The organism is Novosphingobium mississippiense (assembly GCF_044029535.1).
Lineage (GTDB): Bacteria > Pseudomonadota > Alphaproteobacteria > Sphingomonadales > Sphingomonadaceae > Novosphingobium.
The window spans coordinates 2,008,905-2,033,040 of record NZ_CP147001.1; the positions used below are offsets into that span (position 1 = coordinate 2,008,905).

The following is a 24,136-nucleotide window of genomic DNA, read 5'->3' on the forward strand; positions in this document are numbered from 1 at the left end:
TCCGTGATTATGAGCGCCTCCCTCATCCTGTCCTTTTCACTCCGGGCGCTCATGCCTTGGCCCGGAGCTGGTCATAGAGGTCGCTGATCATAGCCTCGACCTTATCGGCGCCACACACCGCCTTCATGGCTTCGATTACGTCCATGCCTTCTGCAACTTTGGTGAGGATCTGTGCGGAAATGATGGCGTCCTTCGGCATGTGCTTGTCTCCGTAATCAATATCGTTTATATAAACGGCATCGTTTATGGCGTCAACAATAAAAGGTACCGTTTTCTTGAAACCGGATCAGAGTCCCGCTACGCCTCGCCGCATGGGTAGACCGCCGCTCAACATGAAGATCGTTCCCGTTCGCCTGCCACCCGAGGTGGTGGACAAGGTTGATGCGCTGGTGGGCACGTATGGCCGGGCCGCGTTCATCCGCGAGGCCGTCGAGCGAGAACTTGAGCGCCGGGAGCAGGCTGAGAAATAAGCCTTCCCGCTCATACCGCCGCCTCCGAAACATCGATCGCGAACACGTCCACCGGATCGGGCCCGAAGTGCTCATGCTGGATGGTGCGCGGTTCGTAGCCGCGCCACACCCGGGTCAGGCGGGTCACGCCCTCCACGCCGCCACCCTTCGGATAGCCCCGCGTCATCACGACATGGCGATAGGTCCGGCGCTCCAGGCGCTTGGCCCAGTGCGGCGTCTGCAAGCGGAACTCGTGCGACTTCGTCCCAGCCTTGATCTGATCGAAGTAGATGCCCTTCACGGGGATGATGAGGTCAGACATGGGCGGCGCCCCGAACGAGAACAGGCCGGGAACAGCTCTCCGGGACTATTCCGGGACTTCTGTGCAGCGTTCCCGAGTCGTTCTCGCCACTATTTGCCAAACAGTGGAAAAGGGGCTTGCGCTTAAAAGCGGCGGAACCTAAGGGATGCCGGGCGTCGGGGAGTGGCGCAGCCCGGTAGCGCGCCTGCTTTGGGAGCAGGATGTCGCAGGTTCGAATCCTGTCTCCCCGACCAATTCGTTTTTCCAGAATATCCCATGCATCTCCGCCATACATCCGGGGGCCTTGCAGTCCGCCGTCGATGATACATGCCGGAAAGCCCCTCCTCAGGAGCGGCGATTGACCACAGCAGAGGGCCCGGCGCATCCATCTCGCAGGACGGATGCGCCAGGCCCTTCGTCACGCCGTCTCGGCGGTCATCGCCGTCCGTAAACGCTCACTGCGGCCGTGCCGTGCAGCCAACCTTTGGTATCGTACCAGAAGTCGATCTTTTTGACCTCGCGCTTCCCGTACTTCATCGGAATCGGCTTGCTCTCCCCATCCTTGGGAATCTTGTAGTTGACGGGAACGTCATCCATGAGGCCGTTGCCATAAGTGACGACCAGCCTTTGCACATGAAGGGATGCGCCCTTCACGCCGATCTTCAACTCCCGGAACACATTGTTCGGGCCGTTCACCACCAGCGTGTCATGGTCGTTGAAATGCTTGGCATGGGTCGTGCCCACGTAGGCCCAGCCATTGGCGGGTGCCGCATTCGTCGCCGCCGAATGCGCCAGCGTCAGACCGGCGACGGTCAGGAAGGCAAATTTTGCAGACATGGCACGCATCGCAATTCCTTTCACTTGATCGGCGTAGCCAAAAGAGCGGTGCCTCTTTTGCCCTGACCCATACAGTTTGCCCGATTTGCTTGATTTCTCGACATTGCCCGCCGCCAACGGGAAACGGGCAATGCCTGCCGCCTTGTGTACAGAAGCGCCACGGCTGACCGCATCGACAGAAGCACTGAAAACCGGAAGTGGTTTCCCTGAGAGCGTTCAGGACGCGGCACCTCAGCGACAGCCCCGGGCATTCGAGCAAGCTGTTCCCGGTTGCTTTGATCTTGCCGGAAAGCCGGACTTTCCGATCGGGAATTGCCCCGCTGAATGAGAGTGAGATTCCCGAGATCTTTCACCAGAACGACGTCGCTATCTTGCGGGCGTTCGCGCGCCATTGCGGCGCTTGCACTGGCCGGATCTGCGGTCTGGCGCGTCACCGATACGTGCCCGGGCAACGAGGAGGCCCACGATATGCGTACAACCCGTCTTGCACTGATCCTGGCACTGACGTTCGCCAGCCGGCCCGCGCTGGCCGACGAAGCCTATATCGAAGGCTCAGGCGGAGTCAGTTGGAACAAGGAATCCACCGATGCGCTCGCAGGCATTGCGATGGGCTACGATGTCGATCTCAATGAAAAGATCTTCGTTGGCGTGGAAGGCACGGCCGAAAAGCTCCTGACGCATGACACCCGCGTTGCCTGGGGCATTGGTGGGCGCCTGGGTGCGGAAGTGTTGCCCAGAAGCAAGATCTTTGCGGGCGTCAACTGGCAATCGAAAGATTGTGGCGAATGTGGCAACGCGATCGGTATCGGCACCGGCTGGGAGCAAAACCTCAGTGAAAAGATCTATGCCAAGCTCGAATTCAAGCACCTGTTCGTCGAAAATCACGAACCTGATGCCAATGTAATTTCCGCCGGCATCGGAATGATATTCTAGGAATATCTGCTGATACCCCCGAATACTTCTGAATCCCGCGAATCATCGCAAGACGATTCGATGAACGTTGCCCCCCTGCCCAACAGAGGCCGTGGCACGCCTCACGCGGCGGCAATTCAAATTCGATCGAACGCGTGGTCGGGTTGCCCTCGGCCCAACTTCCTGTCCGGCTGACGGGGGAATGCCGTCTGACCAAACCACACCAGAGGCACCAACGGGGGTGTTGCGGTGCCTCTCACGCTTCAACAGATTGGGACAGGTTCCCGATAATTTGAAGATGCCGCCACTTGAGTTTCGAATGAAAGCTGTTGATATGATTTAATAATATCCACGCCGAACGATCATTGGTCGCCCCGGATACGTAACCCGCATCAAGCAGCACTCAAGTAAACTTGGCAACGCGCCGGCCTGATCTTCAGGCCGGGACGGCCAGTGATCGGGGCATGGGATCCAGACTGCGCTCCGCCAGATATTCCTTCTGACGCTTCGCATCTCGCGTCGAAAACGTTCGAGCCTTGAAGCTACTCACGGACGAATAGGCTTTGCCCAGATGAAGATGATATTGCCGCAGGAAATCCTCATCAGACTCCGCGGCGATGACGAGCGACAGCTTTGCGTCCTTCCATGTCGCTTCACGCGCAATATCGTTTTCCAGCGAGATTTTTCCCGCGAACTGGTTGCCGGACCGATCCACCCATACTTCAAACAACATACGCGCCATGCAATGACTCCAGAAACATTTCTGAACCCACCCCGCTTTCATCACGGTAATTGATTTCCAACAAAGGTCAATCGCGGCAACTCTACAGTATATTCGGCCCATATTTTCATCGAAATTCGTTCTGACGACGCCCCAGACGTGCGCCCGCCACGCCTCCACCAGTATAGCCCGAGATCAATCCCCCGGCAGCCTGCCAGGGTTACTCCCGATATCCACCAACCTTCGGGGTTCAACCCCCGCACGCTCCATGAGTACGAAACAGGGAGCGGCCAATGGATGCGAAGGGAAACGATCGCTTCGTGGTAATGGGTAGTTACGCCGGCGACGGGGGCCGGCTCGCCATCCAGACGGTACGGGGAAATGATCGGTCACCGTCCGACCAGTTGGTCGTCAACGGCGGCGGAGCGTCAGCCAGCGCAGCCATTCTCGTGAACAACGTGAACGGACCGGGCGCGTTGACGACCGGAAGCGAAGAGAACTGGTTCCTGCGATCGGAGGCGCTAACGCCCACACCGACACCAACGCCGACACCCGTACCGATTCCCACGATCCGTCCGGAAGTGCCCGGCTATTCGATCCTGCCCACTTTGGCCCGGGAAACGGGGTCGATGGAAATCGCGTCTTTCCACGAACGACGGGGAGTCCAGATGCTGCTGCTCAACAACGGCGACCACCTCGCTGCGTGGGGGCGCATCTACGATGAACAACGCCGGCAGGCGGGTCATCAGACGGTAGCAGGCACCGATTTCCGCCTCGCCCCCAGTTTCGATGGCGACATTTGGGGTATCCAGGCGGGTGTCGATCTGGTTGCCAGTACCGGCAACGACGGCAGCCAGTTCCGGAAGCCGGCCGGCACAGCGCGCGTCGTGATCGGTCTCCAGAGGCCTGGATTTCTCGCCCCGTAGTGTTCCAGGCCTCATTCAGTAGTTGCCCCAGTGGACGGGGCGCCCGCCTCCCGTACGCTGACTTTCGAAGCCCGCATTCCCGTGCTGGATCTGCCGCGCGCCGAACGGTCGCGCATCGCGACAGCCGTATCGAGAGGACGAAGGCATGGAACCAGCTTCTCGAAATGAGCCGTCATGGAAGAAGGTCCTGATACGCGTCTTCGCAGTGCCTATCCTCCTGCTCGGCGCCTTGCTGGCTGCGGGTGGCCTCTGGCTCATCATCCTGGGTGGTTCGTCGTATTATCTGATTGCCGGCGTGGGCCTGATGATTGCCGGCTTCTGGACCTATCGGCTGCGGGTCGGCGGGTTGATCGGCTATATCGTGGTGTTTGCAGCCACCGTCATCTGGGCCTTCATCGATGCCGGTTTCCAGTTCTGGCCGCTGTTCGCCCGCACCTTTGCGCCCTTGGTCTTTGCCGTCGCGGCGCTATTCCTCATGCCCATCCTCCTGCCGGCCGATGCCAAGGCTGCCAGACGTGCGTCCGTCATGTCCGGGATCGTTCTGCTGGTCGCTGCCGGCCTGATCGGCTTTGCCGCGACCAAGCCGCACGGAACGATCCGCAACGCGGTGCCCCTGACACCCGGCGATGGCACCGCGGCCACCATTGCCGCCGGCGGCGAATGGCGCGCTTACGGTCGCACGAACCTCGCCACCCGCTATGCCCCGTTCGACCAGATCAATGCCGGCAACGTCAGCCAGTTGAAGGTCGCCTGGACGGCACGCCACGGAGACATCTCACGCCTCGGGAACGAGGACCAGAACACCCCGCTCTATGCCGATGGCCTGCTCTACCACTGTTCCCCAACGAACATCGTGACAGCCATCAACGGCTCGAACGGAAAGATCGTCTGGCGGTTCGACCCCAAGGCCAAGTCGCCCTTCTGGAATCGCTGCCGGACCCTGGCCTATTCCACCGGTACTGCCGACACATGCGGTCCGCGCATCATCCTTGCCACGATCGACGGCCGGTTGATGGCGCTGGGCGCGCGCGACGGAAAGCTGTGCCCGTCCTTCGGCAAGAACGGCACCGTCGACTTGCGCGAAGGCATGGGAGAGGTCGCCCCCGGCTTCTACATGGCGACAACTGGCCCGATCCTGGCCAACGGGAAGATCGTCATCGGCGGCTGGGTTGCCGACAATGTCAGCGTGGGGGAGCCATCCGGGGTAATCCGCGGCTTTGACGAACTCACCGGTGCCCTGTCCTGGGCATGGGATTCAGGCAATCCGGCGATCACCGCCCTTCCCCCACCGGGACAGACCTATACGCGCGGAACGCCCAACAGCTGGACCGCGATGTCCGCCGATGCCGGGTTGGGCCTTGTCTACGTGGCGATGGGCAACGCCACCCCGGATTACTGGGGTGGAGAGCGGCGCCCCTCCGACGATGCGGTCTCTTCGTCCGTCGTCGCTCTCGATCTGGGGAACGGCAAGGTTCGATGGAAATACCAGACGGTCCATCATGACCTGTGGGATTACGATCTTCCCTCGCAACCCGTTCTGGTGGACCTGCCCTCGGCACAAGGCGTCTTACCCGCGCTCGTCCAGTTGACCAAGCGCGGGCAGATATTCCTGCTCGACAGGCGCACAGGGCGCCCGCTCGCCGGGGTCGAGGAACGGCCGGTCCCCGCCGGAAATGCAACCGGCGAACGCTACGCACCATCCCAGCCCTATTCGGTCGGAATGCCGGCGATCGGCGCCGAACCGCTCAGCGAGGCGCGGACCTGGGGCATCACCCCGCTCGACCATCTCTATTGCCGGATCCAGTTCAAGCGGCACGTCTATCAGGGGGATTTCACCCCGCCGCAGGACCGCCTGTATCTCCAGTATCCGAACAATTACGGCGGGTTCAACTGGGGCAGCGCATCGTTCGATGAAGGACGCAATCTGCTGATCGTCAACGACTTGCGAATGGCAGCCTCGGCGCGACTGATGCCTCGCAAGGAGATCGACGCCATGCCCGGCATCGATCCGCACGGCACCTATTCCAAGATGGCGGGCACGCCTTTCGGCTTTTACATCACCAATTTCCTCTCTCCGCTTGGCATCCCCTGCACGCAGCCTCCCTTCGGCACGATCACGGCCATCGACATGGTCACGCGCAAGATCGTCTGGCAGCGCCCGCTCGGCACGCCCCGGGAATCCGGCCCTTTCGGCTTGAGGACAGGTATCCCGCTCAATGTCGGCATGCCCACCTTGGGAGGATCGGTTGCAACCAAGGGAGGGTTGGTCTTCATTTCCGGAACGCAGGATTATTTCCTGCGCGCGATCGACGCCCGCACCGGCAAGGTCGTCTGGAAAGGTGCGCTGCCGACCGGAGGGCAATCGACGCCGATGACGTACCTCGATCCCAACGGGCGGCAGTTCGTCGTGGTCAATGCTGGCGGGGCTCCCCACAATCCGCATGATCGGGGCGATTATATCGTCGCTTTCGCCTTGCCGCCCCACGATCAGCAGCGATAAGGCAATCGGCAGGCAGCCAATCGGGCCTTCAACGCGGCGTCGCACCGCGCCCGAAAGCTCGCGTCAAATGCCGAGCAGGACCATGCGAAGGACCACCGCCTCATTGTGCTCCTGATCCCTGGCGGCATAAAGCAGCGTGATGACGGACCCCGTCGCCATTGTGCGAATGCGATCCAGCGTCGCGTTTGCACCTGCCAGTTCGGCCCGATAGCGCGACTGAAACTCGTTCCACCGATCAGGATCATGACCGAACCACTTGCGCAGTTCCGTGCTCGGCGCGATTTCGCGGACCCACTCCGTGAGTGCCGCCCGCTCCTTGCTGATCCCGCGTGGCCAGAGCCGATCGACGAGAAATCGCAGACCGTCCGATGCTGCGGCTTGCTCGTAGATGCGCTTCAATCGGACATGGGCGGGAGAAACCGCATCGCTCATCCGGTTCACCATCCTGTTTCAAGGCCATGACGCCGGCATCATCGCTGGCGCGTGACAGGTTTGCCCGATCGCAGCGACCGTTACGGCAGCGATCCATCAGGCTGCGGCATATTACGTGGGGGCCAGCAGCTGTCCGGTACGATCGACGGCATCGTCCGCATTCTCGAACAGCAATGTCATGATCAGGTTTGCGCCGCGAACGCTGGCAATACCGTAGCGCGTGTGCGGCTCCAGATAGAGCCATTCGCCACCCTTGATACCGTGTTCCCCGCCGTCGAGGGCAATGGTTGCCTCCCCTTCCAGGCATTGGAAGCAGATCGTAGCTGCAAAACCGTGCTCGCCGATGCTGTCCCCGGCGCGCAGGATCAGCTGGATGGTCTCGAAGAGGGGCGTGCGGACGAGCGCGATCGACCGGGCGGAAGTGTCTGCCAGAGCCTGAAGGGCCATCACTTCGCCAGGCAGGGCGTGGTGCAGTGCCATATCGCTGGGATACCTCGCGTTTGCTGGATCATCAGACGAAGAAATAGATCGTCACGCCGACGCAGATGATCGCCACGACGAACCAGACGATCGGCCACCCCTCCCCCTGCCCTTCGCGCGCGGAAATGGAATCGATCGGCGCGGGCGTGGTTCCGGTGGTGTGCTTCTTTTCTTCCGTCTGCCTGAGCGCCGGGTTGAGCGGCTGTTCGGCCTTGTCGTGTGGGGACATTTCGCTTCCTCTCCCGAATACGCCTCAGACGTGGGCCCCACAATCCGGCGCGGAAAGGCGCCAATGGATCATGGCATGCAGGCAGGTCTGGCCCGGATCGGCACTGTTCCGAAGCGCGGACATCAGCGTGGCCCAATCTTCTTCGGACGCCGCACGGGTAAAATCGGCGACGGCCATGCGGACGAAGCCCGTGGCCGTCAGCCCGGCCGCCGCGGCGGTCGCGCGCACCCGCCCGTGCATTTCCGGGCTCGAGGATTCCAGCCACCTGACCATGCCCGGTGCGGACTGCCGCGCCATCGCCAGAACATCGCCCAGCATCATGGTCATCCCTCGATACCGGCCACGATGATCCCCTCGACCTGTCCTTGCGCCGCAAGGCTCGAAACATAGTGCGCGGCGGACATGGACCAGCTGCGGGCCTCCAGCATGTCCGCGATCTTTTCCCGCACCACGTCGAAGGGCAATATCTGGCCAGCGATCCGGCGGTTCAGGCGGACCACGTGCCAGCCGAACCGCGATCTGACCGGCTCCTGCCCGGTTTCGCCGTCCTTCAGCGCTTCGATCGCCTGCTGCACCTCGCGGACGAGTTCGCCCCGGCGGACTTGCCCCAGCGATCCGTCCTGCTGGGCGGAGGCGCAGGCGGAATCGCGACGGGCGGCCTGGGCGAAGGCCGCGTGATCGTTGCGGACTTCCGCAATCAGGGCCCGGGCGAAAGCCTCGGCCGCGGCCCATTGCGCGGGTTCGTCAGCTTCGGGTTCGATCAGGATGTGCGCGGCGTCGAACAGGTCGGGCGTGCGGAAGCGAGCCGGATTTGCATCGTAGTAACGGCGGCATTCGGGTTCGCCGGCACCTTCGGGCATGACTTCGCGCTCAAGGAGAATCCGTATCACCGCCTCGTCATCCGTTTCGCGGCGGCCGGTTTCATCGCTGTCTCCTGCCGCCGTGATGCCCAACCGCGCCGCTTCCTGCAAAAGCAGTTCGCGCACGGCCAGGGCTCGGGCGGCCTCGGTCCATGCCGTCTCCGCATCCGGCGCGGGATGGTGCTGGATTTCCTCGGCGATGGCTTCGGCGGTGATCTCCACGCCGTTCACGAACACCTCGCCGAACGAGGGCGGCGGCGGCATGGCAGGGTTGGAACATCCGCATCCGCCGCTCTGGCAGGCACTGGGCATCACCGCCAGCCGGGAAGGCGCTGCGGTTACGTCGATAACGTCGGGTGATCTGCTCATGCGCCTTCCTGTCCACTTTCCGCCATCTGGCGCAGCACCGTGGGCCCGCCGTAGCTCGGCGCGCCGCCAGCCTGGCCTTGCGTCTGCGAATAGTCCCGCGCCGCCCGGCGGCCCCGGGTGCGCACGATCTGGAAACCGGGCCGGAAGATATACCAGATCGGTGCGCTGAAGACGTGGACCAGCCGCGTGAACGGCGTGACCACGAACAGCGTCAGCCCCAGGATGATGTGCAGTTTGTAAACGAGCGGTACGTCCACCAGCAGCTTGGCGGCACCGGGGTTGAGCGTTTCCAGCCCCTGCGCCCAGCCCATGAACTTCAGCATCTCGTCCCCTTCCAGGTGCTGGACGGTCCAGAACGTGGTCGAGATGCCGAGCATGAACTGGCACCAGATCATCACCAGCACCAGAATGTCACCCCAGGACGAACTGCGGCGGATGCGCGGATCGAACAGGCGGCGATGCAGCAGCAGCGAACAGCCGATGAAACCCATGACGCCGGCGATGCCGCCGATCGACATCGCCGCGATCTGCTTCAGGCTGTGGCTGATGCCCAGCTTGTCGATCACCGTCACCGGGGTCAGCAGCCCCACGAAATGCCCGCCAAGCAGGATCAGCACGCCCATGTGGAACAGGTTGGAGCCCAGCACCATCTGCTTGCGCCGCAGGAACTGGCTAGATTGCGAGCGCCAGCTGAACTGGTCCGCATCGAAGCGCAGGATGCTGCCCAGGACAAGGACCGTCACGGCGAAGTAGGGATACCAGCCGAAGGCGAGTTGGTGGATGAGCTCTTCCATCACGCTTGCTCCTTGCCGACGGGGCGGTTGGCGGCTCTGATCTTCGCGGTAAACCCGGTCGGCCCGCCCATTTCGTGCGCGCCGCCGAACGTGACCGGCGCCTCTTCCCACTGTTCATCCAGACGGGCCGGGTCGTCGTCCGGCTCGTTGCGTTGGAGTTCTTCCAGCGCGTTCCTGTCCAGCCGCTCCCCGCCGAGTTCGACAAGCGCCGCGAAGATCGCGGCGTAAGGGGAATGGCGTTTCTGCAATCGTTCGGTCAGCGCGGCGAAGACATGACCGGGCTGCGCCAGCCATTCGCGCGCCTCGCGCGGGGGAAGGCAGGAGGCGAATTCCAGAAACACCGGAATGAAGTCCGGCAGTTCGCCACTGTCGAGATAGAACCCTTCGGCAAGGTACTGCCCGCCCAGGTCGATCATCGCCTGCCCGCGCTCGCGATTGTCGCCGTGGACATGTTCGAACAAGTGGAGGGAGAGAGAGCGGGACCGGTCGAAATGTTCGCTGTACTCGGCCTGGAGTTCCAGCAGGTCGCCCCTTGCCATGCGCAGCAGCAGGCGCTCCATGGCGGCGCGGCGCGGGCGGGAAAGTGCGGTCTCGTCCCGCAGCGCAAGGGCCAGGGCATGCGCTTCCTCCTGCAGTTCCTGCGTGGGATAGCCCAGCAGCATCGCCGCGATGCGAAGCGTGTTCTGCATCGTGGCGGTTCCCTTTGCCCCGATCATCTCCGCACATCCGTCAGCGGCCTGCCGGGGCTGCACTTCGCGCCGCCGAACAGGTTGAGCTTGGTGGCGCCATTGGTATCCTCTCGGAAGCCGAAGCCGGCCGATCCGCGCAGGACATAGGCGTCCTCCTCGAACTCGCGGTGCGCGGTGGGGATGACGTAGCGGTCTTCATAGGCGGCCAGCGCCATGATCCGGTACATCTCCTCGATCTGCGCGCGGGACAGGCCGACGCGTGCCGGGATTTCCTCGTCGATCCGCCGTTCAATGCTCTTGGCACGCATGAAGGCGCGCATGGCCAGCATCCGTTCCAGCGCGTTGGCGATCGGCGCCTCATCGCCGGCGGTGAGCAGGTTGGCCAGATAGCGCAAAGGGATGCGCAGCGAGCGCACGTCCGGCATCCCGTCCTTCGACGAAATCTTGCCGGCTTCCGCCGCCGACTGGATCGGCGAAAGCGGCGGCACGTACCAGACCATCGGCAGGGTGCGGTATTCGGGATGGAGCGGAAAGGCGACCTTCCACTCGACCGCCATCTTGTAGACGGGAGAGCGGATGGCGGCTTCCAGCCATTGCTCCGGCACGCCTTCTCGCCGGGCGGCTTCCTGCACCGCGACATCGTGCGGATCGAGGAAAATGCCAAGCTGCGCCGCGTAGAGATCCTGCGGATCTTCCACCGAGGCGGCCTCCTCGATCCGGTCGGCATCGTAAAGCACCACGCCCAGGTAGCGGATGCGCCCGACGCAGGTTTCCGAGCAGACCGTGGGCTGGCCGGTCTCGATCCGGGGATAGCAGAAGATGCACTTCTCCGATTTCCCGGTGGACCAGTTGTAGTAGATCTTCTTGTAGGGACAGCCCGATACGCACATCCGCCAGCCGCGGCACTTTTCCTGATCGATCAGGACGATACCGTCTTCCGCACGCTTGTAGATCGCGCCGGAGGGGCAGGATGCAAGGCACGCCGGGTTCAGGCAGTGCTCGCACAGGCGCGGCAGGTACATCATGAAGGTCTTTTCGAACTGGCCGTAGATTTCCTTCTCGACCCCTTCGAAGTTGTAATCGCGACTGCGCTTCTCGAACTCGCCGCCCAGCATGTCTTCCCAGTTGCCGCTGTTCTCGATCTTGTTCAGCTTCTCACCGGTCAGCAGAGAGCGCGGCCGGGCGGTGGGCTGCGCCTGCAATTCGGGCGCGGACTGCAGCCATTCGTATTCGAAGGTATAAGGCTCGTAGAAGTCGTCGATCTCGGGAAGGTGCGGGTTGGCGAATATCTTGGAGAGGATGCGCCATTTCCCGCCCTGTTTGGGCTGGATCGAGCCGTTCCTGCCGCGCACCCAGCCGCCTTTCCAGCGCTCCTGGTTCTCCCAGTCCTTGGGATAGCCCACGCCGGGCTTCGTCTCCACATTGTTGAACCAGGCGTATTCCACGCCTTCGCGGTTGGTCCAGACGTTCTTGCAGGTGATCGAGCAGGTGTGGCAGCCAATGCACTTGTCCAGATTGAGCACCATGGCGATCTGCGCGCGGACTTTCATCGTGCGGCCTCCTTCGTTTCCGAGCCCCACCCGGCAGCGCCGCCTCCGGGGCTGGCCGCATCGTCGGCGGCCTTGTCGAACCAGTTGACCTCGCTCATCTTGCGCACGATCACGAACTCGTCACGGTTGGCGCCCACGGTGCCGTAGTAGTTGAAGCCGTAGGAAAGCTGCGCATAGCCGCCGATCATGTGGGTCGGCTTCATGTTGATGCGCGTGATCGAATTGTGGACGCCGCCGCGCTGGCCGGTGATCTCCGAACCCACGGTGTTCACCAGCTTTTCCTGCGCATGGTACATCAGCGCCGAGCCCGGCATGATCCGCTGGGAGACGATCGCCCTCGCCGTCACCGCGCCGTTGAGGTTGAACAGTTCGATCCAGTCGTTGTCGACGATGCCGGCGGCCTTCGCGTCATCTTCGCTGATCCACACCGACGGCCCGCCGCGATTGAGGCTGAGCAGCAGCAGGTTCTCGGTATAGGTCGAATGGATGCCCCATTTCTGGTGCGGCGTCAGGATGTTGAGCATGATCTCCGTTTGCCCGTTGGGCAGCTTGCCGGAGACTTCGCGCACGGTGCGCGTATCGATGGGAGGGCGCCAGGTGACGAAGCCCTCGCCAAAGGCGCGCATCCAGTGATGGTCCTGATAGAGCGACTGGCGCCCCGTAAGCGTGCGCCAGGGGATCAGTTCGTGCACATTGGTATAGCCGGCGTTGTAGCAGACATGCTCGCTCTCCAGCCCAGACCAGATCGGTGACGAGATGATCTTGCGCGGCTGGGCCACCACGTCGCGGAAGCGGATCTTCTCCTCCTCCTTGCCCTCGGCCAGATGCGCATGTTCGCGCCCGGTGAAGGTGCTGAGCGATTGCCAGGCCTTGATTGCCACTTCGCCGTTGGTTTCAGGCGCGAGCATCAGGATCGTCTCACACGCGTCGATGTCGCTGTCGATCCGGGGCCGTCCGGCGGTGGGCCCTTCGGCCACGCGGCCGTTGAGATCGCCCAGCATGGAGACTTCGCGCTCGGCGTTCCAGATCATGCCCTTGGCGCCGTTGCCCAGCTTTTCGAGCAGCGGCCCCATCGAGGTGAAGCGGGCAAAGGTCTCCGGATAATTGCGCTCGACGATCGCGACCGAGGGCATGGTCTTGCCCGGGATCGGGTCGCATTCGCCCTTCAGCCAGTCCTTCGGCTCATAGGCCTGCGCCAGTTCGCCGGGCGTATCGTGCTGGATCGGCGTCAGCACCACGTCGTGCTCCACGCCCAGCACTTCGGGGCAGACGTCCGAGAACTTCTTCGCGATCTCGCGGAAGATATTCCAATCGCTCTTGGCTTCCCAGGCCGGGTCCACCGCAGCGGAGAGCGGATGGATGAAGGGATGCATGTCCGAGGTGTTGAGGTCGTGCTTCTCGTACCAGGTGGCGGTGGGCAGCACGATGTCGGAATAGATGCTGGTGGTAGACATGCGGAAGTCGATGTTCACCATCAGGTCCAGCTTGCCGACCGGCGCCTCGTCGCGCCAGACCACGTCCTTCGGGCGCTGGATGTCGGGGTTCTGATCGGTGCCGACCACGCCGTGCATGGAGCCCACCAGGTGCTTCAGGAAATACTCGTGCCCCTTGCCGCTGGCGCCCAGCACGTTGGAGCGCCAGAAGAACATGTTGCGCGGCCAGTTGCGCGGATGGTCCGGGTCCAGCCCGGCGGGGCGAATCTCGCCGCTGCGCATCCCGTCGGCGATCACGCTGCCGGGATCGGCGCCCGTCTCGTGAAGATGGCGGCCAAGTTCGAGGGGGTTCGCTTCGAACTGCGGTGCGGACGGCAGCCAGCCCATCCGTTCCGCCTTCGCGTTGAAATCGATCATCGCGCCCGACCAGTCGCCATCCGGCGCGACCGGGGAGAGCAGTTCGGAGACTTTCAGCGTCTCGTAACGCCACTGATCGGAATGGGCGTAGAAGTAGCTGGTGCCGTTCATCTGGCGCGGCGGGCGCGTCCAGTCCAGGCCGAAGGCCAGCGGCAGCCAGCCGGTCTGCGGGCGCAGTTTTTCCTGCCCGACATAGTGCGACCAGCCGCCGCCGGATTTGCCGATGCAGCCGCACATCACCAGCAGGGCGATGATGCCGCGATAGCTCATGTCCATGTGGTACCAATGGTTCAAACCGGCGCCGAGGATCACCATCGAACGGCCTTCGGTCTGTTCCGCATTGGCGGCGAACTCACGCGCCACCTGGATGATCGCCTGCTGCGGAACGCCGGTGACCTTCTCCGCCCAGGCGGGGGTGAAGGGCAGGTCGGCGTCATAGTCGCGGGCGACGTTCTCTCCGCCGAAGCCACGGTCCACGCCGTAATTCGCGCAGAACAAGTCGAAGACCATGGCCACGGGCCCGGTGGTGCCGTCCGCGAATTCCAGCATCTTCACCGGCACGTTGCGCAGGAGGACCTGCTCATGGTCGGTGGCGACGAAGCCGTTCGCCGCTTCGGAGCCGAAATAGGGGAACGCGACCGGGACCACGGCATCCTCTACCCCGGCCAGAGTGGTGCGCAGCCTGACCGGCTCGCCGGAGGCTTCCTTCTCCTCCAGGTTCCACTTGCCCTCTTCGCCCCAGCGGAAGCCGACCGAGCCGAGCGGTGCCACCAGCCGCCCGCTGACTTCGTCGATGGCCAGGGTCTTCCATTCGGGATTGTTGGTTTCGCCCAGCGCGCCGGTAAGGTCGGCGGCGCGCATCATGTGGCCGAGCACCAGCTTGCCGTCACGTTCCGCCAGCCGCACCAGCAGCGGAAAGTCCGAATACTTGCGCGTGTAATCCTCGAAATAGGGAACCTTGCGATCGACATGGAACTCGCGCAGCACGACATGGCCCAGCGCCAGGGCCAGCGCGGCATCGGTGCCCTGCTTGGGGTGCAGCCAGAGGTCGGAGAACTTCGCCGCCTCGTTATAGTCCGGCGCGATCACCACGCTCTTGGCGCCGCGATAGCGCACTTCGGAATAGAAATGCGCATCCGGCGCGCGAGTCATGGGAATGTTCGAGCCCCAGACCAGCAGGAACCCGGAATTGTACCAGTCCGCACTTTCGGGAACGTCGGTCTGCTCACCCCAGGTCTGCGGGCTGGAAGGCGGCAGGTCGCAGTACCAGTCGTAGAAGCTCAGGAGATTGGCGCCGATCAGCGAAAGATAGCGTGAGCCCGCCGCGTAGGAGATCATCGACATGGCCGGGATGGGCGAGAACCCGGCGATCCGGTCCGGCCCGTATTCCTTGATCGTATAGGCATTGGCGGCAGCGATGATCTCGCTCGCCTCATCCCAGCCGACGCGCACGAAGCCGCCGCGGCCGCGACGGGTTACCCAGTCGCTGCGCTTGGCATCATCCTCCACGATCGCGCGCCACGCCGCGACCGGCGGCAGGCTGCGACGCGCTTCGCGCCAGTGGCGGACCAGCCTTTCGCGCACCAGCGGGTATTTCACGCGGGTGCCGGAATAGAGATACCAGCTGTAGCTCGCCCCGCGCGGGCAGCCGCGCGGCTCATGATTGGGCAGATCGGGGCGCGTGCGCGGATAATCGGTCTGCTGGGTTTCCCAGGTGACGATGCCGCCCTTGACGTAGATCTTCCACGAACAGGAACCGGTGCAGTTCACGCCGTGGGTGGAACGCACGATCTTGTCCGCCGCCCAACGCTTGCGATAGGCGTTTTCCCAGGCCCGCGTCTCGTCGGTGGAGATGCCATAGCCATCCGCGAACTTGTCCTGCTGGCGCCGGAAATAGGTTAGACGGTCGAGGAGATGGCTCATGCGGTTCGCTCCTGCCTGGGGTTGGAGGATCGATCGCGCAGCGCGCGATCACCGAGGATGCCGTACGGGCCGGAATAGGCGTACCAGGTGACGGCGGCGCAACTGACGAAGAACACGAGGAAGGCGATCAGCGCCGGAACGGCGCCGCCGGTGGCGTCTATCGATGAGCCGTAGGCCTTGGGGATGTAGAACGCGCCAAAGGCGGCGATGGCGGAAATGAAGCCGGTGACGGCAGCGGATTCACGCTCGGACTGATGGAGGCGGGTTTCGTCGTCGGCCTGCGGCATCGCGCGGTCCACTTCCCAGCGCATGATCGCCGGCACCATCTGGAAAGTGGAGGAATTGCCCACGCCGCTGATCAGGAACAGCAGCAGCACGGTGGCGAAGAAGCCCCAGAAGTCATGCCCGTTCAGGAACCAGATCATCCCCCCGGTGGTCAGGGCCTGGCAGACGAAGACCCAGAAGGTGACCTTCGCGCCGCCGACCCGGTCCGCGATCCAGCCGCTGCCCGCGCGCGACAAGGCGCCCACCAGCGGGCCAAGGAAGGCCAGCTTCAGCGCGTCCACCTCGGGAAAGACCAGCTTCGCCAGCAGCGGAAAACCGGCGGACATGCCGATGAACGTGCCGAACGTGCCGGTATAGAGCCAACACATCACCCAGGTATGGCGGCGGCCGAAGATCGTGGCCTGATCGGCGAAGGAGGCCTTGGCGCTGGCAATGTCGTTCATGCCGAACCAGGCCGCAGCCATGCCGATCAGGATCGGAGGCACCCAGACGAAGCCAGCATTCTGCATCCAGATTGCCGTGCCGTCGGCGGCCACTTGCGGTCCGCCCCCCAGGACCCCGAACAGGCCCATGGTGACGACAAGCGGCACCAGCGCCTGCATGACGCTGACGCCCAGGTTGCCAAGGCCCGAATTGATCGCAAGCGCATTGCCCTTCTCCGCCTTCGGGAAAAAGTAGCTGATGTTCGCGACGGACGAGGCGAAGTTGCCGCCACCGAAGCCGCACAGCAGAGCCAGCGCCAGGAAGATGAGAAACGGTGTCTGCGGGTTCTGCACGGCATAGCCGATCCCGAAAGCCGGAATCAGCAAGGTTGCGGTGGACAGCGTCGTCCATAGCCGCCCCCCGAAGATCGGGACGAGGAAGGCATAGAAGATGCGAAAGATCGCGCCCGAAATGCCCGGTATCGCCGCCAGCCAGAACAGCTGCGAAGTGGTGAAGGCAAAACCGATCGTGGGCAGGCGGGAAACCACCACGCTCCACACCATCCATACCGCGAAGGACAGCAAGAGGCAGTAGGTCGAGACCCAAAGGTTCCGACGCGCGATGGGTCTGCCCGTGGCCTGCCAGAAGTCCGGATCCTCCGGCCTCCAATCGACAAGCGTGACGGTGCGGGCCGCAGCAGGCGTCAGGCCGGGCTCTCCGAAACCATGCAATTCCGGCAATTCGGGAGCGGTTGCGGCATCCACGCTGCCGCGTTCCATTGCGCGGATCGCGAAGTGCATCCAGACCAGCGCGGTGGTGACCAGCACGAAGAGCAGCGCGAAACAACTCGTCCAGATGCCGGTCAGATCGGCGAGTATGCCGAACGCGAAAGGCAGCACGAAACCGCCCAGCCCGCCGACCATGCCGACGACACCGCTGACCGCGCCGACGTGGTTGGGATAGTAGACGGGAATGTGCTTGAAGACCGCCGCCTTGCCCAGGCTCATCACGAAACCCAGCACGAACATGACCACGACGAACGGGATCAGCGCCATCTCGGTATGGAACCGGATTGCGCCCCGGGTGCCGGTGATCACGTAATCCGTGGGCGGATAGGACAGCAGGAACGTGCAAACGACCGATATCGCGAACGTCGCGTAAAGCACCGCCCGGGCACCGACGCGGTCCGACAGGTAGCCGCCGTAGATGCGAAACAGGCTGGCGGGGATCGAATAGCACGCGGCCAGTATCCCGGCCGTCACGATATCCAGCCCATAGACATCCACCAGATAGTGCGGAAGCCACAGGGTCAGCGCGACGAAGGCGCCGAAAACGAAGAAGTAATACAGCGAGAACCGCCACACTTGCGGGTTCTTCAGGATCGCGATGTCGGTGCCGCGCTCCTGCGATTTTCCCTTTTCGCGGCGTTCACGCGATTTCGGATCTTCGCTGGTCAGCAGCAGGAAAAGCAAGGCGGCAACCAGCAGGGCCGCGGCCCATATCTGCGCCACGCCCTTCCAGCCCAGCGCGATCATGACCATCGGCGCAAGCAGCTTGGTCACCGCCGCGCCCACATTGCCCGCGCCGAAGATACCCAGCGCGGTTCCCTGCCGCTCAGGCGGATAGAATGCCGAGACGAACGAAACCCCGACGGAGAATGCGCCACCGGCCAGCCCCACACCCAGGGCGCCAAGCAAAAGCAGCACATAGCTGTTCGCCAGCGACATCAGGAACGTGGCTAGTGCGGCACAGACCATGACGCCGGCGAAGATCTTCCGCCCGCCGTACCGATCGGCCCAGCTGCCCAGAAATACCCGCGAAATCGAGCCACTGAGGATCGGCGTGCCGGCCAGCAGGCCGAATTGCGCGTCACTCAGCTGTAGCTCTTGCTGAATTTGCAGGCCGATGATCGAGAAGATCGTCCACACCGCAAAGCATATGGTGAAAGCCCCGGTACTGGATGCCAGAGCCTTGTTTGCGTGGGGTTTGGAGATCGGGATGTCATTCACGCAGAATCAGCCCATCGCGCCGATAGTGCCGGCAACGAACTGAATCTGAAGACTCCTGAAAGAGAATCCATACGTCTTCGACCTCGCGAAGGAGCGTACAAAAAATGCTCTGACCGTATATCGATTTTATTGTGATTTTTCGCAGCGCTTTTAGTTTGCGCTGACGGTACGCAAATTTACAGTAAGACAATTATCCGTCAAGAGACACCTCGACCAAACATCTGTTTTGCCTTGCGAAGTGCCGCAGGAATTTATCGAAGCTCCCTGGCATGCACAAAACCCTGCAAGCCCGCTCGATCCCGCTCGAACCGCCGATGATCATGGGCCGGTGATCATGGGCCGATGATCAGGCGCGGCGATCACGAGACACAGCATCTTTCGCAGCCGCAGAGACTAAGAAGAGTAAGCTGATCGCGGCCAATAGCCATTTGGTCGAAGAAACGCGGCCATCCGGGCCACTCCCATTCGCTCGATCTGCACGCTGGGTTACCTTTCGCAGCGCGTCGAACCGACGCGATTCGGTGCGGACAATCTGCGGACAAGGAGCCCGGGATGACTCAGGAACAGGTCACGGTCGTCGTGCCCGCGTTTCGCGCGTCGCACACCATCGAGCGCGCCGTGCGTTCGGTGTTCGGGCAGCCGAAAGTGCAGATGCGCGTCATCGTCGTTGTCGACGATGACGAGGGAACGACCGAAACCGCGCTGGCCGACCTGGCCTCCCGCCCGCTCGACGTGATGACCAATCCCGGCAATCTGGGTGCGCAGAAGTCCCGCAATCGCGGGCTGGCCGCGGTCGAGAGCGAATATGTCATGTTCCTGGACAGCGACGATTTCGTCATGGGAGACCTGCTTCACGGCCTGGCCCTCGCGCTGGAAGAGAAGGACGGCGCGGACATCGCCTTCGGGCCGTGGCTTTTCTATGACGAGAGCCGCAACCAGGCCAGCCGCCGCAAGCCGGGCTATGCCGATGCCGGCGATCTGCTCGATCGCTGGCTGGTGCGCCGGCAATGGACGCCGCCTTGCGCCCTGCTCTGGCGCACCGATTTCCTGCGCGGCATCGGCGGCTGGAATGAGGACGTGCGCCGCAATCAGGACGGCGAAGTGGTCTGCCGCGGCGTGCTGTCCGGCGCGCGCATCGCGCATTCCTCGCTCGGCTGCGGGGTCTATGTGCAGCATGATTCACCGTTCCGCATCTCCGGCAACCGAACCACTTTCGGCGATCTGATGGCGGTGGCGGATTCGCTGCTGCGCCAGCCGACCGAGGCAGTGGGCGAAGAGGAACGCCGCAAGATCATGGGCGATTACTTCTACTGGCTGGCCGACAGCGCCTTTCGCCGGGGCGACCGCGAACAGGGGCGCGAGGCGTTGAGGCGCGGTGCCGAACTGGGCGGCGAACTGCGGCTGGATGCGCGGATACCCCGGCTTGGCGCGGCGGTGCTGGGGCTGGAGACCTATCGCGGCGTCACCTCCTGGGTGCGCGGCGCAAACGACTGACGGCAGGGGAACTGGCTAAAGGGCACCCACCCCTTTCGGATTATTGCGCAGCGCAGCAAAGCATGGTCGGTTCGGCCCTCCTCCGATGCAAGGGCTTGCGATGTCGACGCCTTCCTCTCGGGAACACCATTGGGATGCCGTCCGGGGCGGGTTGATGCTGCTGGGCATCCCCTATCACGTCGCCCTGGCCTACCGCCCCGGCCGGGCCTGGATGGTGCCGGTGATGGAGGGCGATCCGCTGATGACGGATCTGGCCCATGTGATCCACATCTTCCGGATGCCGGCGTTCTTCCTGATCGCGGGATACTTCAGCGCCCTGTTGCTGGCACGGCGCGACGCGCGCGAATGGCTGCGCGGGCGGCTGGTGCGGATCGGCGTGCCGCTGGCGGTTTCGCTGGTCACCATCGTTCCGGTGTTGAACGTGATCGCGGCATCCGTGCGCGCGGCGGATCCCTGGACCATTCACGCGCTTTACCCCTCCACCGGCACCGTGCTGCGGCACTTGTGGTTTCTGGCGGTGCTGCTCTACCTGCAATCGCTGACGGCGCTGGCCTGCATCGCCTGGCCCGGATTGCGCGGCGTTTCGCTGGCGGGGCCGTGGGACGACCTTGCCGCGCGGCGGTTCATGCCGCTGTTCATCGCGCTTGGCATCGCCGTTGCCGCCTATGGCGCGCTGGTGCTGGGCGTGGTGCGTTCGACCACGGACGAGACGGACGTGCTGCAGGGCCTGTTCCGGCTGGCGGACTTCGTGGCGGCGGTGCCGTTCTACGTCATCGGCATGGCGCTCCACCGCGCGCCTGCGGTTCGCGCCGCGTTCGACCGGCCGCGCTGGGGCGTGGCGGTGCTGACGCTGATCGCCACGGGCCTGGCCATCTACGCGGACCATCATCGCATCTGGGTGATGGAGCGCACTTTCGCCGGCTTCGCGGCACTGGGCTGGTCGCAGACGCTGATCGCGCTGGGCAGGACGTTCTTCCATCGCCAGAGTGCGGCGATCCGCACGCTCGTCAATTCCTCGCTGGTGGTCTACCTGTTCCACCTGCCGATCGCGATCGCGCTGACCATTGCCGGATACCGGGTGCAATGGGGCGTCTGGGTGGAATGGTCGTTGATCAGCGCCGCCACCTTCCTGGCCGCGTTCTCCATCTGGCTGGTGGTGCGGCGGGTTCCGCTGCTCAATTTCCTTTACGCCGGCCTGCGACCGCCGCCGCATGTTGCAGAGCCCGCGCGCAAGCCGGCAGAGGATCGCGCCTAACTGCTGCCCAATGGCCTCTGGCGAAACCGCTCGGGCAGCAGGTTCGCCGCTTGCCGCAGCATCTCCGCCATGGCGGCGCGCCCGCCCGGCGTGCAGGCCTGCGCCGCTGCCGCGCCGATGTAGCTGGCAGCCAGCGCTATCGCGATGACCGCCACCGTCGGCAGGTTCTGGCCCGCTGCCGACACCACGCCCCAGGCGAAAGCGCCGCCCGCCAGCGATGGCAGCTGCACCGCGTACATGAAGCGCTGCGGCACCGGCGTGCCCAGCGTGGCGTACCAGTAGAGGAACGGCGATGTGGCGACTTGCCCGATGAAGTAGGCACATGCCACGCCCACCGCCCCCCAGTGGACGCCGATGATGAAGCTGACGATGCTGACCGAACTGGAAAAGATGCCCCAGTACATCATGCGCCGGGTGTTGCCGGTGCTGATGTAGAGCCACGCCGCCGTGTTGGGCACGCATTGGACGATGGCGGTCAGGCTCAGCCAGAAGAAGATCGGGCTGGCCGCCGCCCAGCGCTCGCCCAGCAGGAACGGGATCAGCCGGTCGCTGCAGATCGCGGCGGCGAGGATGCCCGGCATCGATCCCAGCGCCAGTGCGCGCAGCGCCAGTTCGTAGACGCGGCGATACCGCTCCGGCTCATCGCGCACGCGGCTGAGCACCGGCAGCATGATCCGCGCCAGCGGCTGGTTGATGTTCTGGAGCGGGAACAGCATCAGTTTATAACTGCGATCGTAGAGGCCGACCGCATCCGCCCCCTGCACCTTGGCGATGATCACGTTGTCCAGGTTGCGCGCGAAGAAGTTGACCAGGTTGAAACCGGTCAGGTTGGCGCCGAACACCACCAGCTTGCGCACCCCCGTAAAGGACGCGCCCAGACGCGGGCGCCAGCGGCAGGCCCGCCACATCATCGCGGTGCTGACCACGGCGTTCAGGAAGATGCCCAGCCAGATCGCCCAGTAATTGCGCAGGATCAGCGCCGCCACGGTCGTCAGGATCAGCGTCATGATCGAGACGACGATGTCGTTGATGCTCAGCGCGTGGAAGCGCATCTCGCGATTGAGCAGGGCCTGATGCTGCAGCTTCAGGCCGGTGACCAGGATCGTGAGGCCAGTCGCCGCCGTGACGTAACCGGCGCGCACGTCGCCATAGAACGCCGCCGCCAGCGGGGCCACCGCCACCATCGCCAGCGCCGCGACGATGGAGACCACCACGTTCAGCCAGAATAGAGCGTTGGAATGTTCGAAATCCAGCTCCCGCGTCTGCACCACCGCCTGCGTGAACCCCAGGTTCTGGAATGTCAGCACCAGCCCGGTCAGCGGCGCGACCATGGCGGCGACGCCGTAGTCGGAGGGTGACAGGATGCGCGCGACCACGATGGTGGTCGCCATCGTCCCGAACACTTTCACGAATTGCGCGAAGGCGGTGGACGCCAACCCCCGCGTCGCGTGCCGGCCGATGCCGCTTGCCGGTGCCATCGGCCGTCTAGCCCGCAACCATGGCGGAACGGGGCCGGTGCGGAGCGATCGGCAAGAGTGCCTGGGCGTTCAAGATGGCGACTCTCCGAAAGCTGCATCCGCGTGGGCAGAGGCCTGCCCGTCCAACCGCATGATAATCATGCGCTAGTGCACGCGCCATCACTCCAAAGGCCCAGAGCGGGCGGATAGCCATACTTCATTCGAATGATGCGCCGCCCGTCCGCGCGAAAAAGGGGGAGCCGAATGGCTCCCCCCTCGTTCCGTTTCATCTGGAATTCAGATCGATCCGTTGCCGCTATTGCCGTCTTCGGACAGGACCGAACTGCTGGACCCGATGGCGCCCGGCCCCACGCGCAAATTGTTCTGCACGTGGCGCGCGCCGGATACGTCATCGGCCAGATCCTCGGCCCGGCGCTTCTCGGCGCGGCTGTCCACCGTGCCGTCCAACGTCACTTCGCCTTCGGACACCGTCACCCGGATGCGGCCGGCATCGACGCGCCAGTCGTTGGTCAGGCTGTCGTTCACATCCTCGCGAATGCGTTCGTCCGACCGGACATAGTCGCTGGGCCCGCGGCCGCGATGGTCCAGCTCGCGCCGGTGCGCGGCATCCTCGTCCCCGAACCAGCTGGCGATCTCGTCCCCCGCGCGCTTCAGGAAGCCGCGGCGCTCGCCATAGGAACGCCAGTCGCCGTAATCGTCGCGGCTGAAATAGTCGCTGCGCGAAAAGCCGAAGGTCGGCCGGTAGGTATCGCTGGGATGCATCCCGCCGCCGACGCCGCCGCTCTGCGGGGTGCGGTCGCGGCCGCCATAGTCCTCGCTGGTGAAGCTGGAGAACGTATCGCCATAGGCAGCGTCGTAGTTGGGGATGGGATATTCGCCCTCACGCTCCGCATGATCACGCCGAACCCAGCCGGCCCGCAGGCGCGGATCGTTGCGATAGTCCGACCCCTGGCCAGATCCCCGGCCAGATCCCCGGCCCAGTTCCCGGTCATGCCGCTCCGAAAGCGAACCGCCCTCACCGCGCAGATCGGACGCATAACGCCGTTCCCGTTCGGAGCGGCGTGCGCGGATCAGGGATTCTTCATTCGGATCGCGATAGCCGCCGGCCTGCCGCGCCGGGCCATCCTGCCATTGGCCGGCCTGTCGCGGCATATCCCAGCGGCCATCGTCCTGATAGCCGCCCGGCTGCTGGCTGCGGGGGTTCGAATCGCGTCGGTTCATCGCTGCTCTCCTGGATGGTATGTTCTGCAGGACGGCGGTGACCCGGCATCACCCAAGGCCGCACATCCTGCTTCCATCAAGGAAACGAAGCAGACGCCTCCCCTATCCACTGCCCATCGCGAACAGAGGCAATTCCATCGCAAGCTTGC

At 63.7% G+C, this 24,136-nt stretch carries 22 protein-coding genes and 1 tRNA gene; 7 read left to right on the top strand and 16 right to left on the bottom strand.

What is annotated here, in order from left to right:
* Positions 1–49: 49 nt before the first annotated feature.
* Positions 50–199: a hypothetical protein gene (locus WBP06_RS09590; RefSeq protein WP_395326961.1), complete on the bottom strand. Its 150-nt coding sequence runs from the start codon at positions 197–199 to the stop codon at positions 50–52.
* 133 nt (positions 200–332) lie between these two features.
* On the opposite strand from WBP06_RS09590, the gene WBP06_RS09595 reads away from it, so the two are divergent.
* Positions 333–470, top strand: a complete 138-nt coding sequence (locus WBP06_RS09595) for a YlcI/YnfO family protein (RefSeq protein WP_395326962.1) — start codon at positions 333–335, stop codon at positions 468–470.
* A 10-nt stretch (positions 471–480) separates the two neighbouring features.
* On the opposite strand, the gene WBP06_RS09600 is transcribed toward WBP06_RS09595, so the two are convergent.
* Positions 481–771 (bottom strand): ASCH domain-containing protein, encoded by a 291-nt coding sequence (locus tag WBP06_RS09600; protein WP_395326964.1) that lies wholly within the window; start codon positions 769–771, stop codon positions 481–483.
* A gap of 156 nt (positions 772–927) precedes the next feature.
* On the opposite strand from WBP06_RS09600, the gene WBP06_RS09605 reads away from it, so the two are divergent.
* Positions 928–1,004 (top strand) — tRNA-Pro (locus tag WBP06_RS09605).
* 181 nt (positions 1,005–1,185) lie between these two features.
* On the opposite strand, the gene WBP06_RS09610 is transcribed toward WBP06_RS09605, so the two are convergent.
* Positions 1,186–1,704, bottom strand: a complete 519-nt coding sequence (locus WBP06_RS09610; RefSeq protein ID WP_395326965.1) for a hypothetical protein — start codon at positions 1,702–1,704, stop codon at positions 1,186–1,188.
* A 351-nt stretch (positions 1,705–2,055) separates the two neighbouring features.
* Between WBP06_RS09610 and WBP06_RS09615 the strand changes: the two genes are divergently transcribed.
* The gene (locus tag WBP06_RS09615; protein WP_395326967.1) at positions 2,056–2,520 is read left to right on the top strand and encodes a hypothetical protein; all 465 of its coding nucleotides are present in this window, start codon (positions 2,056–2,058) and stop codon (positions 2,518–2,520) included.
* Between the two features lie 415 nt (positions 2,521–2,935).
* On the opposite strand, the gene WBP06_RS09620 is transcribed toward WBP06_RS09615, so the two are convergent.
* Complete coding sequence (locus WBP06_RS09620; protein WP_395326968.1) at positions 2,936–3,241, bottom strand: hypothetical protein; 306 nt, start codon at positions 3,239–3,241, stop codon at positions 2,936–2,938.
* A 272-nt stretch (positions 3,242–3,513) separates the two neighbouring features.
* Between WBP06_RS09620 and WBP06_RS09625 the strand changes: the two genes are divergently transcribed.
* Both WBP06_RS09625 and WBP06_RS09630 read left to right on the top strand, forming a co-directional pair.
* Positions 3,514–4,146 (top strand): autotransporter outer membrane beta-barrel domain-containing protein, encoded by a 633-nt coding sequence (locus WBP06_RS09625; RefSeq protein ID WP_395326970.1) that lies wholly within the window; start codon positions 3,514–3,516, stop codon positions 4,144–4,146.
* A gap of 205 nt (positions 4,147–4,351) precedes the next feature.
* Entirely contained in the window at positions 4,352–6,646 is a 2,295-nt protein-coding gene (locus tag WBP06_RS09630; RefSeq protein WP_395326972.1) for a membrane-bound PQQ-dependent dehydrogenase, glucose/quinate/shikimate family, read from the top strand.
* Positions 6,647–6,709: 63 nt separating this feature from the next.
* On the opposite strand, the gene WBP06_RS09635 is transcribed toward WBP06_RS09630, so the two are convergent.
* From WBP06_RS09635 to WBP06_RS09680, 10 genes are all read right to left on the bottom strand, one after another.
* On the bottom strand, positions 6,710–7,078 hold the full coding sequence (locus WBP06_RS09635; protein ID WP_395326974.1) for a DUF488 domain-containing protein: 369 nt from the start codon (positions 7,076–7,078) through the stop codon (positions 6,710–6,712).
* A gap of 111 nt (positions 7,079–7,189) precedes the next feature.
* A complete protein-coding gene (locus WBP06_RS09640; RefSeq protein WP_395326976.1) occupies positions 7,190–7,558 on the bottom strand; it encodes a hypothetical protein in 369 nt (122 codons plus the stop codon).
* 31 nt (positions 7,559–7,589) lie between these two features.
* On the bottom strand, positions 7,590–7,787 hold the full coding sequence (locus WBP06_RS09645; RefSeq protein ID WP_395326977.1) for a hypothetical protein: 198 nt from the start codon (positions 7,785–7,787) through the stop codon (positions 7,590–7,592).
* A 24-nt stretch (positions 7,788–7,811) separates the two neighbouring features.
* The gene (locus WBP06_RS09650) at positions 7,812–8,108 is read right to left on the bottom strand and encodes a hypothetical protein (protein WP_395326979.1); all 297 of its coding nucleotides are present in this window, start codon (positions 8,106–8,108) and stop codon (positions 7,812–7,814) included.
* A 2-nt stretch (positions 8,109–8,110) separates the two neighbouring features.
* Positions 8,111–9,016, bottom strand: a complete 906-nt coding sequence (locus tag WBP06_RS09655; RefSeq protein WP_395326981.1) for a peptidylprolyl isomerase — start codon at positions 9,014–9,016, stop codon at positions 8,111–8,113.
* Positions 9,013–9,810 (bottom strand): respiratory nitrate reductase subunit gamma, encoded by a 798-nt coding sequence (narI, locus tag WBP06_RS09660; protein ID WP_395326983.1) that lies wholly within the window; start codon positions 9,808–9,810, stop codon positions 9,013–9,015. The genes WBP06_RS09655 and narI overlap by 4 nt, the downstream gene beginning before the upstream one ends.
* Complete coding sequence (gene narJ / locus WBP06_RS09665; RefSeq protein ID WP_395326984.1) at positions 9,810–10,499, bottom strand: nitrate reductase molybdenum cofactor assembly chaperone; 690 nt, start codon at positions 10,497–10,499, stop codon at positions 9,810–9,812. Before narJ ends, narI begins: the two co-directional genes overlap by 1 nt.
* Positions 10,500–10,522: 23 nt before the next feature.
* A complete protein-coding gene (narH, locus tag WBP06_RS09670) occupies positions 10,523–12,049 on the bottom strand; it encodes a nitrate reductase subunit beta (RefSeq protein ID WP_395326986.1) in 1,527 nt (508 codons plus the stop codon).
* Positions 12,046–15,822, bottom strand: a complete 3,777-nt coding sequence (locus WBP06_RS09675; protein ID WP_395326988.1) for a nitrate reductase subunit alpha — start codon at positions 15,820–15,822, stop codon at positions 12,046–12,048. Before WBP06_RS09675 ends, narH begins: the two co-directional genes overlap by 4 nt.
* On the bottom strand, positions 15,819–18,539 hold the full coding sequence (locus WBP06_RS09680; protein ID WP_395326989.1) for a nitrate/nitrite transporter: 2,721 nt from the start codon (positions 18,537–18,539) through the stop codon (positions 15,819–15,821). The genes WBP06_RS09675 and WBP06_RS09680 overlap by 4 nt, the downstream gene beginning before the upstream one ends.
* 552 nt (positions 18,540–19,091) lie before the next feature.
* Between WBP06_RS09680 and WBP06_RS09685 the strand changes: the two genes are divergently transcribed.
* Together WBP06_RS09685 and WBP06_RS09690 are read left to right on the top strand one after the other, a co-directional pair.
* Positions 19,092–20,033, top strand: a complete 942-nt coding sequence (locus WBP06_RS09685) for a glycosyltransferase family 2 protein (protein WP_395326990.1) — start codon at positions 19,092–19,094, stop codon at positions 20,031–20,033.
* Positions 20,034–20,133: 100 nt separating this feature from the next.
* A complete protein-coding gene (locus WBP06_RS09690; RefSeq protein ID WP_395326992.1) occupies positions 20,134–21,288 on the top strand; it encodes an acyltransferase family protein in 1,155 nt (384 codons plus the stop codon).
* Here WBP06_RS09690 and WBP06_RS09695 read toward each other — a convergent pair.
* Together WBP06_RS09695 and WBP06_RS09700 are read right to left on the bottom strand one after the other, a co-directional pair.
* Positions 21,285–22,766, bottom strand: a complete 1,482-nt coding sequence (locus WBP06_RS09695; protein WP_395326994.1) for a lipopolysaccharide biosynthesis protein — start codon at positions 22,764–22,766, stop codon at positions 21,285–21,287. The two genes, WBP06_RS09690 and WBP06_RS09695, sit on opposite strands and share 4 nt — an antisense overlap.
* Positions 22,767–23,042: 276 nt before the next feature.
* On the bottom strand, positions 23,043–23,987 hold the full coding sequence (locus WBP06_RS09700) for a BON domain-containing protein (protein WP_395326996.1): 945 nt from the start codon (positions 23,985–23,987) through the stop codon (positions 23,043–23,045).
* Positions 23,988–24,136: the final 149 nt, after the last annotated feature.